Source organism: Pseudomonas migulae (assembly GCF_043225285.1).
Lineage (GTDB): Bacteria > Pseudomonadota > Gammaproteobacteria > Pseudomonadales > Pseudomonadaceae > Aquipseudomonas > Aquipseudomonas migulae_C.
The window spans coordinates 1,946,461-1,960,275 of record NZ_CP171224.1; the positions used below are offsets into that span (position 1 = coordinate 1,946,461).

General features: G+C 61.8%; 12 protein-coding genes. 7 read left to right on the forward strand and 5 right to left on the reverse strand.

The window, feature by feature from the left end:
* The first annotated feature begins 6 nt into the window (after positions 1-6).
* Positions 7-915, forward strand: coding sequence for a cation diffusion facilitator family transporter (locus ACF6ZU_RS09005; RefSeq protein ID WP_392891677.1), 909 nt, complete (start codon positions 7-9; stop codon positions 913-915).
* Here ACF6ZU_RS09005 and ACF6ZU_RS09010 read toward each other — a convergent pair.
* A complete protein-coding gene (locus ACF6ZU_RS09010) occupies positions 900-1,979 on the reverse strand; it encodes a DUF6515 family protein (RefSeq protein ID WP_392891679.1) in 1,080 nt (359 codons plus the stop codon). The two genes, ACF6ZU_RS09005 and ACF6ZU_RS09010, sit on opposite strands and share 16 nt — an antisense overlap.
* Before the next feature lie 435 nt (positions 1,980-2,414).
* Here ACF6ZU_RS09010 and ACF6ZU_RS09015 point away from each other — a divergent pair, with 435 nt between their 5' ends.
* Both ACF6ZU_RS09015 and ACF6ZU_RS09020 read left to right on the forward strand, forming a co-directional pair.
* Complete coding sequence (locus ACF6ZU_RS09015) at positions 2,415-2,894, forward strand: Lrp/AsnC family transcriptional regulator (RefSeq protein WP_150744035.1); 480 nt, start codon at positions 2,415-2,417, stop codon at positions 2,892-2,894.
* A 341-nt stretch (positions 2,895-3,235) separates the two neighbouring features.
* A complete protein-coding gene (locus ACF6ZU_RS09020) occupies positions 3,236-3,445 on the forward strand; it encodes a DUF2788 domain-containing protein (RefSeq protein ID WP_093229943.1) in 210 nt (69 codons plus the stop codon).
* On the opposite strand, the gene ACF6ZU_RS09025 is transcribed toward ACF6ZU_RS09020, so the two are convergent.
* From ACF6ZU_RS09025 to ACF6ZU_RS09040, 4 genes are all read right to left on the reverse strand, one after another.
* The gene (locus ACF6ZU_RS09025; RefSeq protein ID WP_392891681.1) at positions 3,440-4,075 is read right to left on the reverse strand and encodes a pseudouridine synthase; all 636 of its coding nucleotides are present in this window, start codon (positions 4,073-4,075) and stop codon (positions 3,440-3,442) included. The genes ACF6ZU_RS09020 and ACF6ZU_RS09025 overlap by 6 nt on opposite strands.
* 71 nt (positions 4,076-4,146) lie before the next feature.
* The gene (amn, locus tag ACF6ZU_RS09030; RefSeq protein ID WP_392891682.1) at positions 4,147-5,646 is read right to left on the reverse strand and encodes an AMP nucleosidase; all 1,500 of its coding nucleotides are present in this window, start codon (positions 5,644-5,646) and stop codon (positions 4,147-4,149) included.
* Positions 5,647-5,822: 176 nt separating this feature from the next.
* Positions 5,823-7,469, reverse strand: a complete 1,647-nt coding sequence (locus ACF6ZU_RS09035) for an acyl-CoA dehydrogenase family protein (RefSeq protein WP_392891684.1) — start codon at positions 7,467-7,469, stop codon at positions 5,823-5,825.
* Positions 7,470-7,542: 73 nt separating this feature from the next.
* On the reverse strand, positions 7,543-9,927 hold the full coding sequence (locus ACF6ZU_RS09040) for a 7TM diverse intracellular signaling domain-containing protein (protein ID WP_392891686.1): 2,385 nt from the start codon (positions 9,925-9,927) through the stop codon (positions 7,543-7,545).
* A 314-nt stretch (positions 9,928-10,241) separates the two neighbouring features.
* Here ACF6ZU_RS09040 and ACF6ZU_RS09045 point away from each other — a divergent pair, with 314 nt between their 5' ends.
* From ACF6ZU_RS09045 to ACF6ZU_RS09060, 4 genes are all read left to right on the forward strand, one after another.
* Complete coding sequence (locus ACF6ZU_RS09045) at positions 10,242-11,039, forward strand: hydroxymethylpyrimidine/phosphomethylpyrimidine kinase (RefSeq protein WP_392891688.1); 798 nt, start codon at positions 10,242-10,244, stop codon at positions 11,037-11,039.
* Positions 11,040-11,057: 18 nt separating this feature from the next.
* Positions 11,058-11,681, forward strand: a complete 624-nt coding sequence (thiE, locus tag ACF6ZU_RS09050) for a thiamine phosphate synthase (protein ID WP_392891690.1) — start codon at positions 11,058-11,060, stop codon at positions 11,679-11,681.
* 15 nt (positions 11,682-11,696) lie between these two features.
* Positions 11,697-12,980 (forward strand): glutamate-1-semialdehyde 2,1-aminomutase, encoded by a 1,284-nt coding sequence (gene hemL / locus ACF6ZU_RS09055; protein ID WP_392891692.1) that lies wholly within the window; start codon positions 11,697-11,699, stop codon positions 12,978-12,980.
* Positions 12,981-13,205: 225 nt separating this feature from the next.
* Positions 13,206-13,760 (forward strand): tetratricopeptide repeat protein, encoded by a 555-nt coding sequence (locus tag ACF6ZU_RS09060; RefSeq protein ID WP_392891694.1) that lies wholly within the window; start codon positions 13,206-13,208, stop codon positions 13,758-13,760.
* The last annotated feature ends 55 nt before the right edge of the window (positions 13,761-13,815 follow it).

Here is a 13,815-nt window from a genome sequence, read left to right on the forward strand (position 1 = left end):
GCACCTATGATTTCCAGCTCCGAACACGCCCGCCTGCTGCGGCTGGCGACCCGTGCCTCGGTGGCGGTGGCGTGCACGTTGATCGTCGCCAAGGCCATCGCGTGGTGGTTGAGCGGTTCGGTGAGCATGCTCGCCGGGTTGACCGATTCGACACTCGATGGCGTCACCTCGCTGCTCAACCTGCTGGCGGTGCATTACGCGCTGCGCCCCGCCGATGACGATCATCGTTACGGGCACGGCAAGGCCGAATCGCTGGCGGGCATGGCGCAGGCGTTGTTCATTGGGGGCAGTGCGGTGTTGATTGCCTTGCAGGCATTCGACCGACTCAAGCATCCGGAACCGGTGGGGGCGCCGTGGATCAGCATCGGCGTGATCGTGTTTTCCCTGGTGCTGACGCTGGCGTTGCTGATGCTGCAACACCGGGTCGTCAAGGCCACCGGTTCCAACGCGGTGCGCGCCGACTCCCTGCATTACCGGTCGGACATGCTGCTCAATGGCAGCATTCTGGTCGCGCTGGTGCTGGCCGGGTTTGGCTGGCATCAGGTGGATGCGTGGTTTGGCCTGGGGATCGCGGCGTACATTCTCTGGAGCGCCATCCAGATTGCCCGGGAAAGTTTTACCGTGCTGATGGATGAGGAACTGCCGCCGGACGTCAGCCAGCACATGCTCGAACTGGCGTGCAGCGTACCCGGCGTGCTGGGTGCCCATGACCTGCGTACCCGGGTTTCCGGCAACCAGTGGTTCGTGCAATTGCACCTGGAACTGCCGGGGGATCTGACCTTGTCAGTCGCCCACGGCATCAGCGATCAGGCGGCGGATGCGATTCACGCCGCTTACCCGCGAGCCGAAGTGCTGGTGCACGCGGACCCGCAGGAAGTGGTGATGGCCGCCAGGGCGAGTCAGAAACTCACCTGATACCCGCGACTGCTCAGGCAATTGCCCTGGGCCTGACGGTAGGCTTGCACTACCGACGGGTCTGGTTGATAGGTGGCCGTGCGTGGATCGAAGCCGCTCTGCTGCACTGCGTACTGGTAACACTCGTAGCCGTCCTGATTGACCTGCTCCGACGACTGGCCGTTGGCCGGATAGGCGACCACGTCATAACCGTTGCTGGTCGGCTGCGGCTGCGGCTGCGGTTGCACCGGCGGCTCGACCACCACGTAATCCTGAGTGTTTTCCTGATAGGCGTAATACGAACCCGCCGCCAGGAACAGCAACGCGCCGCCGATCCACACCTCGCGCGCGTAATCCGGCAGGTAACTGACGCGGATCCCCCGAGGCGGCTGCACGACGACATAGCGCGGACCCAGCGGGCGATACCAGTAGCCGCCGGAGTAGAAGTAATCCTGGCCACGATACGGCACGCGATAGTCGCGGTCCGGGAAACGGTCGATCACATGCCCGGGACGATACTGCGGACCCGGGCCCCAGCCGTTACCGTGGCCGTCAGGGCGACCGGCCCAGCGGTGGTCATCGGGACGCGAACCCGGGCCGCCGGCCTGCCAATGCTGGTTGTAACCGTTGTTGTTACGCGGGTTGTCCTGATAGTAACCACGTTGTGGTTGCTGGGTCTGGCGCACGGTATCGGGCCGACCCTGGATTGGCAGGTCGTTGGCCGGCAATTGTGGCGGCGGCGGTGGCGGCCGAACGGGGTTGTTGAAGTCGCGAGGCTGATTGTCCCGTGGCTGATTGTTCTGCCACTGCCCGCCATTGCGCGGCTGGCCGTTGTTCTCGAACTGGCGACTGTTGTCGCCACGAATGATCTCGTTGTTCTGCGGCCGCGGCTGATTGTTCTGCTGCGGATTGTTTTGCGGGCGTGGCTGATTGTTGCCGCCATGCCCCTGATTGTTGCCCTGATGGCCATCACCCCGTTGTCCGTTGTCGGGACCACGGTTCTGCGGCTCATCGGCCAGCGATTGCGCAGTGACACTGACACACAGCAAACCAACACCGGCCAAACGCCAGATGCGCGACTTCATGCTTTTCCTCACTGCGGGTTAGGGCCTGTACGTAAGACTGGGAAAGCACAGGCCGGTTCTGCAACAGGTTATCAGTCGCGCAACTTATTTATTGAGGGCGGGTGAAAAATTGCGGGCAAAAGAAAAGGGAGACCCGTCGGCCTCCCTTTGAGAACTTCGTCCGTGCTCAACGCTTATGACGTCGGCTCACCTCACGCCGTCTTCTGGACAGTGTGCAGCTCGGGGGCCGGCACATCCCCGGTGGGGGTGGCGGCCGCGGCTGGCCTGATTGGGCGAGCCGCTGTGGACTGTTTGTCCGAGCAGTGATTCTGGTGATAAGAATAGGCCTGGGGCGCCAGCAGAGGATTGCGAAGATTGCTCAAATAAACATGACTTGCGCAATTTTTAACCCTGGATAGATAATCTGCCGCAATCGATATGACAAAGGCCTGATTGATGAGCAAACTCGACCGATACGACCTGAGCATTTTGGCGGAATTGCAGCGCGACGCGCGCATCTCCAACCAGGAGCTGGCCGAACGCATCGGCCTGTCACCTTCCCCGTGTTCGCGCCGGGTCAAACAACTGGAAGACGACGGCTACATCTCGCGCCAGGTGGCTTTGCTGGATCGCAAGATGCTCGGTTTGAGCCTGACGGCCTATGTGCTGATCGGCATGGACCGCCACACACCCGAGCGATTCGAGAACTTCGAAGCCGCGATTCGCACCTTGCCGCAAGTGCTGGAGTGCAGCCTGGTGACGGGGATGGATGCGGACTATCAGCTCAAGGTCGTGGTGCCGGACATGGATCACTACCAGAAACTGCTGCTGGGGCACCTGACGCGGATCGACGGGGTGACGAGCGTGCGGTCGAGTTTTGTGTTGAACCAGGTGCTCAACAGCACTGAACTGCCTTTAACCCATCTGCGCAGCTGACACGCTTACCTGTAGGAGCGAGCCTGCTCGCGATGGGCGTTAACAAAAACGCGGGCTGCCTGGATGAATGCGCCGCCTGATAGTTTTTCGCGAGCAGGCTCGCTCCTACAGGAGAACGCATTCCAACTGTAGGAGCCGGCTTGCCGGCGATGGGCGTTAACGATAACGCGTGCCTCCTGGTAAAACGCGCCGCCCTCATGTCCATCGCGAGCAGGCTCGCTCCTACAGGTCTGGGTTGGGCGACGAATAGCTGCGACACGCTGCCGCAGGTCAATGCCGCGCCAATCCCCCATGCCGTATACTCCAGCGCCTTTTAGCCCCGCCCACGCTGGAGATGTCCGATGGATCCTGCAGTATTCGAAGAGTGGATGATGACCGGTCTGGTCAGCATTCTGATCATTTTCATGGGTTTCATCGTCTGGGATCTGGCGAAAAAATCCAAGGCCGGGCGCTTTGGCTCGTTCATCCTGTTCTTCGTGCTCGGCCTCGGTGTGGCCGCGTTCGTGATCAAAAGCGTGGTCATCGGCCTGATCGAATCCGGCAGTTTATAAGCGCGCCGGCACTTCCTTCCACTGGCCCTGATCGAGCCCTTCGATCGACCAGTCGCCGATCCTGACCCGCACCAGGCGCAACGTCGGCAAGCCGACCGCCGCCGTCATCCGCCGCACCTGACGGTTACGCCCCTCGCGTATCACCAGCTCCAGCCAGCTGGTCGGCACGCTTTTGCGAAAGCGCACCGGCGGGTTGCGCGGCCACAATTCGGGCTCATCCAACTGCCGCGCTTCAGCAGGCAAAGTCATGCCGTCATTCAACTCAACGCCATCGCGCAGACGCTGCAACTGTTCGGCACTCGGCTCACCTTCCACTTGCACCCAATACGTCTTGGCCAGCTTGTGCTTGGGGTCAGCGATCCGCGCCTGGAGCTGACCGTCGTTGGTCAACAGCAGCAATCCTTCGCTGTCGCGGTCCAGCCGGCCGGCCGGATAAATGCCCGGGATCTCGATGTAATCCTTGAGCGTCGCCCGCCCTTCGCCGTCGCTGAATTGCGTCAGCACATCGAACGGCTTGTTGAACAGGATCAGCTTCGGCTCGGCCGGAGGCGCCTTGGCGACACGGCGCGGGGCTGATGACGGGGCGTTCGCGCCGGGGCGGCGGGACACGGGACGTTGGGGACGGGACATGGCGAAGAGTACATCTAACGGTCAGGGCTGCTAATGCTAGTGCCCTGACCGTCAAATGACCATGACAACTGTTACCGGAACGGCGGCTCGTCGAAGCTGCGCAGTTTGCGCGAGTGCAACGAGTTGAGTTCGGTGCGCAACAGGTCCACCGCCTCGATACCGATCTTCAAGTGCTGGCTGACGGCGCGTTCATAGAAGGCGTTGGCCGAACCCGGCAGCTTGATTTCGCTGTGCAGGGGTTTGTCCGAAACACACAGCAACGTGCCATACGGCACCCGCAGACGATAACCCTGGGCGGCGATGGTGCCACTTTCCATGTCCACCGCCACGGCGCGGGACAGGTTGATCAGCGGACGTTCCTGGGCCCAGCGCAACTCCCAGTTACGGTCGTCGTAGGTCAGCACGGTGCCGGTGCGCAGGCGCTTTTTCAGCTCGTCGCCCTTCTCGCCGGTGATGTTGGCCGCTGCTTGCTGCAAGGCCATCTGCACTTCGGCGAGGGCCGGAATCGGAATGTTCGGTGGCACTACCCGGTCAAGAATCCCGTCGCGGCGCATATAGGCGTGAGCCAGGACGTAATCGCCGATGGTCTGCGACTGACGCAAGCCACCGCAGTGGCCGATCATCAGCCAGCAATGCGGACGCAGCACCGCCAGATGGTCGGTGATGTTCTTCGCGTTGGACGGACCGACGCCAATGTTCACCAGGGTCACGCCATGGCCGTCGCTGGCGATCAGGTGATAGGCCGGCATCTGATAGCGGTGCCAGACCACACCGGCGGCAATCGCCGACGCTTCGCCGTGGTCCATGCTCTTTTCGATGATCACGTTGCCCGGCAGCACCATGCGCACGAAACGCGGATCACTGCGCAATTGTTCCAGGCCATGGACGATGAACTGGTCGACGTAGCGGTGGTAGTTGGTCAGCAGAATCCACGGTTGCACATGACGCCAGTCGCTGCCGGTGTAATGCACGAGGCGACGCAGGGAAAAATCCACCCGCGCCGCGTCGAATAGGGCCAATGGCAGCGGATCGGTGTTTTCCCAATCGTACAGACCGTCGGCGATGCCGTCGGTGGCGGCGGACAGGTCGGTACTCGGGAACACCCGCGCCAGCACGGCGGCGGTGACGCCAGAGCCAGCGAGCTCATCGCCCTGCTCGACCACGTACGGATAAGGGATGTTCTGCTGGCTGATGCCGACTTCCACGGTCACGGTGAAGTCGTGCATCAACGGCACAAGTTGTTCCAGCAAGTATTTACGGAAGGCGGCCGGGTGCGTGACGGTGACGCTGTAGGTCCCCGGCAATTGCACCTTGGCGTAGGCGCGGGTGGTTTGCGGGACTTCGCCCTGGCAGTGATAGGTCAGACGCAGCTCTGGATAACGAAACATCGCACGCTGTTCGGCATCCGGTTCAATACGATCCTTGAGGTAACCCTTGAGCGCCTGGCTCAGCGCGGTCGTTGCACGATTGTGCAAGTACGCAAGCCGGTCGACGGCTTGCTCGGCGGTTTGAACGACAATAAAAGCTTCGGTCACGATCAGCATCCTGTGTTCTGACTTGCAGGCCTTCATCTTGCCTGCATCGTCGCTTCACGGGAACAGTGGCGTGTTGATACACAACCACTCGACACACCAAAATTCCCTGTGGGAGCGAGCCTGCTCGCGATAGCTATTTATCAATCGCCAAATGCACTGACTGATACACCGCTATCGCGAGCAGGCTCGCTCCCACAGGGGATCGGTGTTGGTTATGAGTATGGGGTCGAGCGGGCGACGATCGCTTCCACATCCAGCCCACGCGGCAACGCACCGTATACCCGACCGGCGGAGCCAAGGCGGCTGGCGATGAACGCATCGCTGACCGCCGAATTGCCGGCCTCCAGCAACAATTTGGCCTGCAACCCCAGCGCAATGTCTTCAGTGAGCTGCCGCGCGCGGTATTGAATGTCGCCGGTGTCCTTGAAGGCGGCCTGCAACTGGCTGATGTGCGCCGCCAGGCGTTTGTCGCCATGACCATCACCCAACTCGCTGAACAGCACATCGAGCACACCTGGCTCTTTCGACAAGGCCCGCAGCACGTCGAGGCATTGCACGTTGCCGGAGCCTTCCCACGTCGAATTGACCGGCGCCTCGCGGTACAGCCGCGGCAGGATGCTGTCTTCGACATAACCCGCACCGCCCATGCATTCGGCGGCTTCGTTGATCATCGCGGGGGCGCGCTTGCAGATCCAGTACTTGCCCACGGCGGTCACCAGCCGGGCGAATTTCGCCTCGTGCCCGTCATCCAGGTGATCCAGCGCCTTGCCCATGCGCAGGCTCAACGCCAGGGCCGCTTCGCTTTCCAGCGCGAGGTCGGCCAGCACGTTCTGCATCAACGGTTGTTCGCTGAGCAGCTTGCCGCCAACGCTACGGTGGGCGCAGTGATGGCTGGCTTGGGTCAGCGCCTGGCGCATCAGCGAGCTGGAGCCGACCATGCAATCGAAACGGGTCATGGCGACCATTTCGATGATGGTCGGAACGCCGCGCCCTTCTTCACCGACCATCCACGCCAGCGCACCACGGAACTCGACTTCGCTGGAGGCGTTGGAGCAGTTGCCCAGTTTGTTTTTCAGGCGCTGGATATAGAACTGATTGCGTGTGTCGTCCGGGCGATGGCGCGGCAGCAGGAAGCAGGTCAAACCCTTGTCGGTCTGCGCCAGGGTGAGGAAGGCGTCGCACATCGGCGCGGAACAGAACCACTTGTGGCCCACCAGTTCGTACGCCTGGCCCGGACCGCTGGCGCCCACCGGATATGCCTTGGTGGTGTTGGCGCGCACATCCGTGCCGCCCTGTTTCTCGGTCATTGCCATGCCGATGGTGACACCGGCCTTGTGCGCCATGCCGACGTTGCGTGGGTCGTATTCGGTGGCGAGGATTTTCGGCAGCCACTGCCGGGCGAGATCGGGCTGCAAGCGCAGCGCCGGCACACTGGCGAAGGTCATGGTCAGCGGGCAACCGCTGCCGGCTTCGGCCTGGCTATGCAGGTAGGTCATCGAGGCGCGGGCGACATGGGCGCCGTCCTGTGGATGCGCCCAGGGCAAAGAGGTCAGGCCGTGCTCGACTGCCGTGCGCATCAGCTCGTGATAGGCCGGGTGAAATTCCACCAGATCGATGCGGTGGCCATAGCGGTCATGACTGCTGAACACCGGCTTGTTCTGGTTGGCCAGAAACCCTGCTTCCATCAGCGGCCCGCCGGCCAGTGCGCCGTAAGCGTCGATCCGCGACTCGGCCCAACCGGCCCCGAAACGCCGTGACCACTCTTGCAAAGGCAGGTCGATGCGATAGAGGTTGGCGCCGTCGAGCGACGGCGGCTGATTGGTGACTTCGTGGGTTTCGGCGAACTGATGCAGGTTCATGACGGGGCTCCTTTGGTCAGCCTAGGGGTTCAGTTAATCACCGCCCCGAGGCCGAACAAAGTGGCATATCCGCCTAACTGTCGGCGCTTTCACCCTGTTTCGGACTGAGCACTCGACGATACAGCGCCAGCTGCAGGTCTTCGAATTTCACCGGTTTGCTCAGGCATTCGATCAACGCACCGGTCGGGCAACGCTCCCGGTCAGCACTCAAGGCGATCACGAACAGCGGCAATTCCCCGCAGCCTGGCAACTCGCGAATCTGGCAGCACAGCGACACGCCATCCAGCGGCGGCAACTGACAATCGAGCAGCGCGGCGTCGAAGGTCTCGCGCTGCAACAGGTCCAGCGCGGCAAGCCCGCTGTCGGCGGTGCGAACCCGGAACCCGAGCTTGAGCAACATGCCGCGCATCACCAATTGATTGATGCTGTTGTCGTCCACCAGCAGCACGGTGCAATCCTGCGGCAGGCGCTGGCGTGGAACCTGCCGCGTCATCATGGGGGTCAAGGCTGGCTCGATCACGGGCAACTCAAACTCGACATCGAGCTGGAAGCGGCTGCCACGACCGGGTTCGGAACGGTGAGTGAGTTTGCCGCCGAGCAATTCGACCAACTGCCGACAGATCGCCAGGCCGACGCCGAGGCCGCCATATTCGCGAGTCATCGAACCGTCGAGCTGGAAGAAGCGCTGATACAGCGTCGCTTCGCCCAGATCGGTGAAGCCGATGCCGGTGTCGATCACCGCAAAGGACAGGGCCAATCGCCCAGGCTCCACGGGTTTACCCGTGACCCGCAGCGCCACGCCACCGACCCGGGTGAACTTGATCGCGTTGTCCAGCAGGCATTCCAGGCATTGCGCGAGCTTGGTGTTGTCGCCTTGCACGCGGTCCGGCAGACCGGGGGTGACGTCCACCTTGAAGTCCAGCGACTTGCCCGACGCATTGCCTTCGAACTGCAGGCGCAAGGCATCGACCACGCTGCGCAGGCTGAAGGTCGACGCGTTGGCCTTGAGCTTGCCGGCCTGCAATTCGGTGAGGGTGAGAATGCCGTTGACCATGCGCATCATGTCGCGCGCCGAGCCGGCGGCGGTCTGCTGGTACTGCTCGAGCTCCGGGTCCATCTCCATGGTTTGCATCAATTCCAGCGAACCGATCACCCCGTTCATGGGCGTGCGCAGTTCGTGGGTCAGCGTGGCGAGGAATTCGTCTTTGAGCTGGTTACTGTGGGCCAGTTGCTGGTTGAGCACTTCGAGTTTCTGACCGGCATCGAACAGGGTCTGCGCCTGTTGTTCGCGCATGGCGTTGATGCGGTCGGCCAGGGCCAGGGACAGCAATGCCACTTCGATAGCCGAACCGATCTGGCTGGAATACATGGTCAGGAACACGTTCGGCAGGTAACCCAGGACCATCAGGGTATTGATGATGCCGCCGAGCAAAAACGCCGACCAGGCGATGATGAAATACCGCGCCACGCGCAGGCCACGCCACCAGGCAAAAAACCCGGCGGCGAAAATCACTACAGTGAACGTCAGCGCCAGCGTCGTCGCCAGACGCAAGGCCAGGGCGTAACTGGTCATCAACGACAACCCGACCACCACCGCCCCGAACGCAATCAACGCCAGCAGCAAGCGATCGAGCCAGTGGTTCAGGGTCGCGGTCTGCAGGAAGCTGCGGGCGAACTGGCTGCCGAACAGCCCTGCGCAGCCAATGAAGAACGGCGTGGCGGCGTTGGCCCACCAGGGATTGTCCGGCCAGAAATATTGCACGGCCGCGCCGTTCACCGACAGCTGATACAGGCCGAACGAAGCAATGTAGAAGATGTAATAGAGGTAACTGGTGTCACGCACGCTGAGGTAGATGAACAGGTTGTAGACCAGCATTCCCAGCAACACGCCATAGATCAGGCCCAACACATAGAGGCGGACCGGCTGCTCTTCGAGAAAAGCCGTGCTCGACCACAACGTCACCGGGGCCTGGATCGACCCTTGGCTTTGCAGGCGCAGGTACACGGTTTGCGCTTGATCCGGCGTGAAGTTCAGATCGAACAGGTAGTTGTTCTGGCGGATTTCGCGGCTGGCGAACGGCAAGGCATCGCCGGTCTGGCGGACCAATTGATAGGCGCCGGCGGCATCGGGCAGGTACAGGTCGAGGTGATCGAGGGGCGGATAGGCCAGTTCCAGCAACCAAGTGCGTTGCGCGGCCGGATTCGTCGGGCGGTAATGCAGGTCGATTTTCAGCCAGAACACCGAGCGCGAATAACCCGCGTTGAGGGTGGCTTTATCGTGAGGCTTGAAATGTCCGGCCTCGGCTTGGGCACGGATATCGACGATGGTCGCCTGACCACCGGCATCTTCGAACACTTGCAGGGTTCGGCCCAGGGGAAGGCTTTGAGTGAACTCATCGAACTCGACTGCGTTCGCCATCAGGGGCAAGCAAAACAGCAACATCAGCAAATAGCGCATTTAAGCCCCAGCGTGGCCTGTCCGGTTATCTCAGGAAGCCCCTCATTCCCTTTGAGTAGACGTAAAACCGGTATTACCTGTTATTGGTTTGGATCCACTCTAGCATAGCCGTTGATGGCCATTGAGCACCATTGAAATTTTTATTCGAAAGGCTCTAGCACGGGCGTTCCAGCGAAGAACACCGAGCCAGAGTTGTTTGCTCGGTCAGATAATGACAATTACGGCAAGCTGTAATACCGGCCCATGACTCTCTATCGGCAGACCTGGCGGGCACTGCACCCGAAAAACGCTGTTTGGTGGTAAGCTCGCGCACCATGAATATCTACAGCTCTCGCCCCGTTGTCCTCTGTCTCTCCGGCCACGACCCAAGTGGTGGCGCCGGCTTGCAGGCAGATATCGAAGCCCTGCTCGCCCAGGGCTGTCATGCGGCTCCGGCCGTCACCGCCCTGACCGTGCAAGACACGGTCAACGTCACTGACTTCCGCGTCCTCGACCGTGAGTGGGTACTGGCCCAGGCCAACGCCGTGCTCAACGATTCCGAAGTCGCGGCCGTCAAACTGGGCATGCTCGGTTCCCTGGAAATGGTCGACACCGTTGTCGAACTGCTTCAGGCGCACCCGCATTTGCCGATGGTCTGCGACCCGGTACTGCGCGCCGGCGGTGGCGGACGATTGGGCAAGGATGAAGTCGGCTACGCCATGCGCGAACGCCTGCTGCCCCTGGCCATCATTGCCACCCCTAACCTTCCCGAAGCCCGGATCCTCGCCGAACTGCCAGAAGGCACCGCGGACGAGTGCGCTGAAAAACTCCTGCCCTACGTCAAACACCTGCTGATCACCGGCGGCCATGGCGATGAACACGAAATCCACAATCGCCTGTACAGCCGCGACGGCCTGCGCGAAACCTATACCTGCCAACGCTTGCCCGGCAGTTACCACGGTTCCGGCTGCACGCTGGCCAGCGCCCTCGCCGGTCGTCTGGCCCAGGGTGAAAACCTCGTCAGCGCCGTGCAGACCGCGCTTAACTACACGTGGCGCACCCTGCGCGATGCCGAGCATCTGGGCAAAGGCCAGTTCGTGCCGCGCCGCCTGCCGCTGGATTTCTGTTCGTAACGCCATGAGGCTTGCCCGATGAAACTACGTGGCCTTTACGCCATTACCGACAGCCAGTTACTGGCCGGTAAATTTCTGTCGTACGTGGAGGCGGCGCTGGAAGGCGGCGTCACCCTGCTGCAATACCGCGACAAGAGCAGCGACGAGGCCCGCCGTCTGCGCGAGGCCGAAGCGCTGCGCGACTTGTGCGAGCGCTATAAAACCCAGCTGATCATCAATGACGATGCCGAGCTGGCGGCGCGCCTGAACGTCGGCGTGCACCTGGGCCAGACCGACGGCCCGCTGACCCCGGCCCGGGCATTGCTCGGTCGCCAGGCGATCATCGGTTCGACCTGCCACGCGCAACTCGAACTCGCTGAGCAAGCCGCCAAGGAAGGCGCCAGTTATGTCGCTTTCGGCCGCTTCTTCAACTCCAGCACCAAACCCGGCGCACCGACCTGCAGCCTCGAACTGCTCGACCAGGCCCGCAGCAAACTGCACCTGCCGATCTGCGCGATTGGCGGCATCACCCTGGAAAACGCCGCGCCACTGGTGGCCCACGGGGTCGATCTGCTGGCGGTGGTCCACGGGTTGTTTGGTGCCGAGAGCACCGCTGAAGTCACCCGCCGCGCCCGCGCATTCAACGAATTACTTAAAGTCTGATTTGAGAGCCCGACCATGTCTCGTTCCGAAACGCTGTTCGCCAATGCCCAGAAACACATTCCCGGTGGCGTGAACTCGCCAGTTCGCGCATTCAAGAGCGTTGGCGGCACGCCGTTGTTCTTCAAGCACGCTGAAGGTGCCTACGTCACCGACGAAGACGACAAGCGCTATGTCGATTACGTCGGTTCCTGGGGCCCGATGATCCTCGGCCACAGCCACCCGGACGTGCTGGACGCGGTACGCCAGCAACTGCAACACGGCTTGTCCTACGGCGCTCCGACCGCGATGGAAACCGAGATGGCCGACCTGGTCTGCTCGATCGTGCCATCGATGGAAATGGTGCGCATGGTCAGCTCCGGCACCGAAGCGACCATGAGTGCGATTCGCCTGGCCCGTGGTTTCACCGGTCGCGACAGCATCATCAAGTTTGAAGGCTGCTACCACGGTCACTCTGACAGCCTGCTGGTCAAGGCCGGCTCCGGCCTGCTGACCCAGGGCGTACCGAGCTCCGCCGGTGTGCCGGCTGCGTTCGCCAAACACACCCTGACCCTGCCGTTCAACGACATCGACGCCGTGGAAGCCATGCTCGCCGAAGTCGGTCAGGAAGTGGCGTGCATCATCGTCGAGCCTGTGGCCGGCAACATGAACTGCGTTCCACCGGCACCAGGCTTCCTCGAAGGCCTGCGGACCCTGTGCGACAAGCACGGCGTGGTGCTGATTTTCGACGAAGTGATGACCGGTTTCCGCGTTGCCCTCGGCGGTGCGCAGGCGTACTACGGCGTCACCCCGGACCTGAGCACCTTCGGCAAGATCATCGGTGGCGGCATGCCGGTCGGTTGCTTCGGTGGCAAACGCGAAATCATGTCGCACATCGCGCCACTGGGCCCGGTTTACCAGGCGGGCACCCTGTCGGGTAACCCGTTGGCGATGGCCGCGGGCCTGACCACCTTGCGCCTGATCAGCCGCCCAGGCTTCCACGACGAATTGAGCGACTACACCAGCCGCCTGCTCGACGGCCTGCAACAGCGCGCCGACGCTGCCGGCATCCCGTTCGTGACCACACAGGCCGGCGGCATGTTCGGCCTGTACTTCAGCGGCGCCGACGACATCGTGACCTTCGATGACGTGATGGCCAGCGACGCGAACCTGTTCAAGCGCTTCTTCCACCTGATGCTCGAAGGCGGCGTGTACCTGGCGCCGAGCGCATTCGAAGCCGGTTTCACCTCGATCGCCCACGGCGAAGCCGAGCTGAAACTGACGCTGGATGCCGCCGAACGTGCCTTTGCCGCACTGAAGTAACGCTGTGCCGCTGACGTTGGCGATTGCCAGCGTCAGCTTTCACCTACATTCCAGCGTCTTTTCCTACTCATCTGCCAATAATCTCCCGTAAACCGGGCGATATATTCCCCGCGCAGCAGAAAAACGAGTAAAGACTTTGTAAGGTTGGCCCTGCTTATTTCATAATGCGCGCTTATTGGATCCCCTCGTAGGGTCCGCGCGCCCTTCAGAGGTAAGTCGATTCCCATGAACCGCACCGGCCGCGCCCTTGCACTGGGCTGCCTGTTGCTCCTTCAGCCCCTGCTCGCGCTCGCACAAGCAGGCGGCAACTCGTTGTTAATCCCAGCGATGGGTCGCTGCACCCTCAATACCCAGCCGCAAGACCTGGCACAGGCGCTCGCCGCCTGCCAGAAAGCGTCGGATGAAGGGGATGCGCAAGCGCAATACGAGTTGGGTGAGTTCTACTACGACGGCAAAAACGCCCCGCGCGACCTCAAGAAAGCCCTCGACTACTTCGAAAAGGCCTCGCTGCAAGGCCACGCCCAGGCGCAATTCAAGCTCGGCACCATGTTCTTCCACGGTGAAGGCGTACCTGCCAATAACGTTCAGGCGTACATCGTGCTGAAAATGGCGGCGGTGAATGGCGCTGAAGATGCGCTGGATACAGCGGATGAAGTCGCCGAGAAGATGCCGCGTGAAGAGCTTGAGGTTGCGACCCAGGTGCTGGGGCAAATCTTCCGCAAGTACCTGATGGAATTGCAGAGCGCCGATGGGCGTACGCCTTTCTCGCCGCTGCCCTGAATCTGCGTTGTTCTGACTGGCCCCATCGCGAGCAGGCTCGCTCCCACAGTTAATC

Coding starts and splice junctions, on each gene's coding strand:
- ACF6ZU_RS09005 (WP_392891677.1), top strand. CDS start 7: ATGATTTCCAGCTCCGAACACGCCCGCCTGCTGCGGCTGGCGACCCGT.
- ACF6ZU_RS09010 (WP_392891679.1), bottom strand. CDS start 1,979: ATGAAGTCGCGCATCTGGCGTTTGGCCGGTGTTGGTTTGCTGTGTGTC.
- ACF6ZU_RS09015 (WP_150744035.1), top strand. CDS start 2,415: ATGAGCAAACTCGACCGATACGACCTGAGCATTTTGGCGGAATTGCAG.
- ACF6ZU_RS09020 (WP_093229943.1), top strand. CDS start 3,236: ATGGATCCTGCAGTATTCGAAGAGTGGATGATGACCGGTCTGGTCAGC.
- ACF6ZU_RS09025 (WP_392891681.1), bottom strand. CDS start 4,075: ATGTCCCGTCCCCAACGTCCCGTGTCCCGCCGCCCCGGCGCGAACGCC.
- amn (WP_392891682.1), bottom strand. CDS start 5,646: ATGAAGGCCTGCAAGTCAGAACACAGGATGCTGATCGTGACCGAAGCT.
- ACF6ZU_RS09035 (WP_392891684.1), bottom strand. CDS start 7,469: ATGAACCTGCATCAGTTCGCCGAAACCCACGAAGTCACCAATCAGCCG.
- ACF6ZU_RS09040 (WP_392891686.1), bottom strand. CDS start 9,927: ATGCGCTATTTGCTGATGTTGCTGTTTTGCTTGCCCCTGATGGCGAAC.
- ACF6ZU_RS09045 (WP_392891688.1), top strand. CDS start 10,242: ATGAATATCTACAGCTCTCGCCCCGTTGTCCTCTGTCTCTCCGGCCAC.
- thiE (WP_392891690.1), top strand. CDS start 11,058: ATGAAACTACGTGGCCTTTACGCCATTACCGACAGCCAGTTACTGGCC.
- hemL (WP_392891692.1), top strand. CDS start 11,697: ATGTCTCGTTCCGAAACGCTGTTCGCCAATGCCCAGAAACACATTCCC.
- ACF6ZU_RS09060 (WP_392891694.1), top strand. CDS start 13,206: ATGAACCGCACCGGCCGCGCCCTTGCACTGGGCTGCCTGTTGCTCCTT.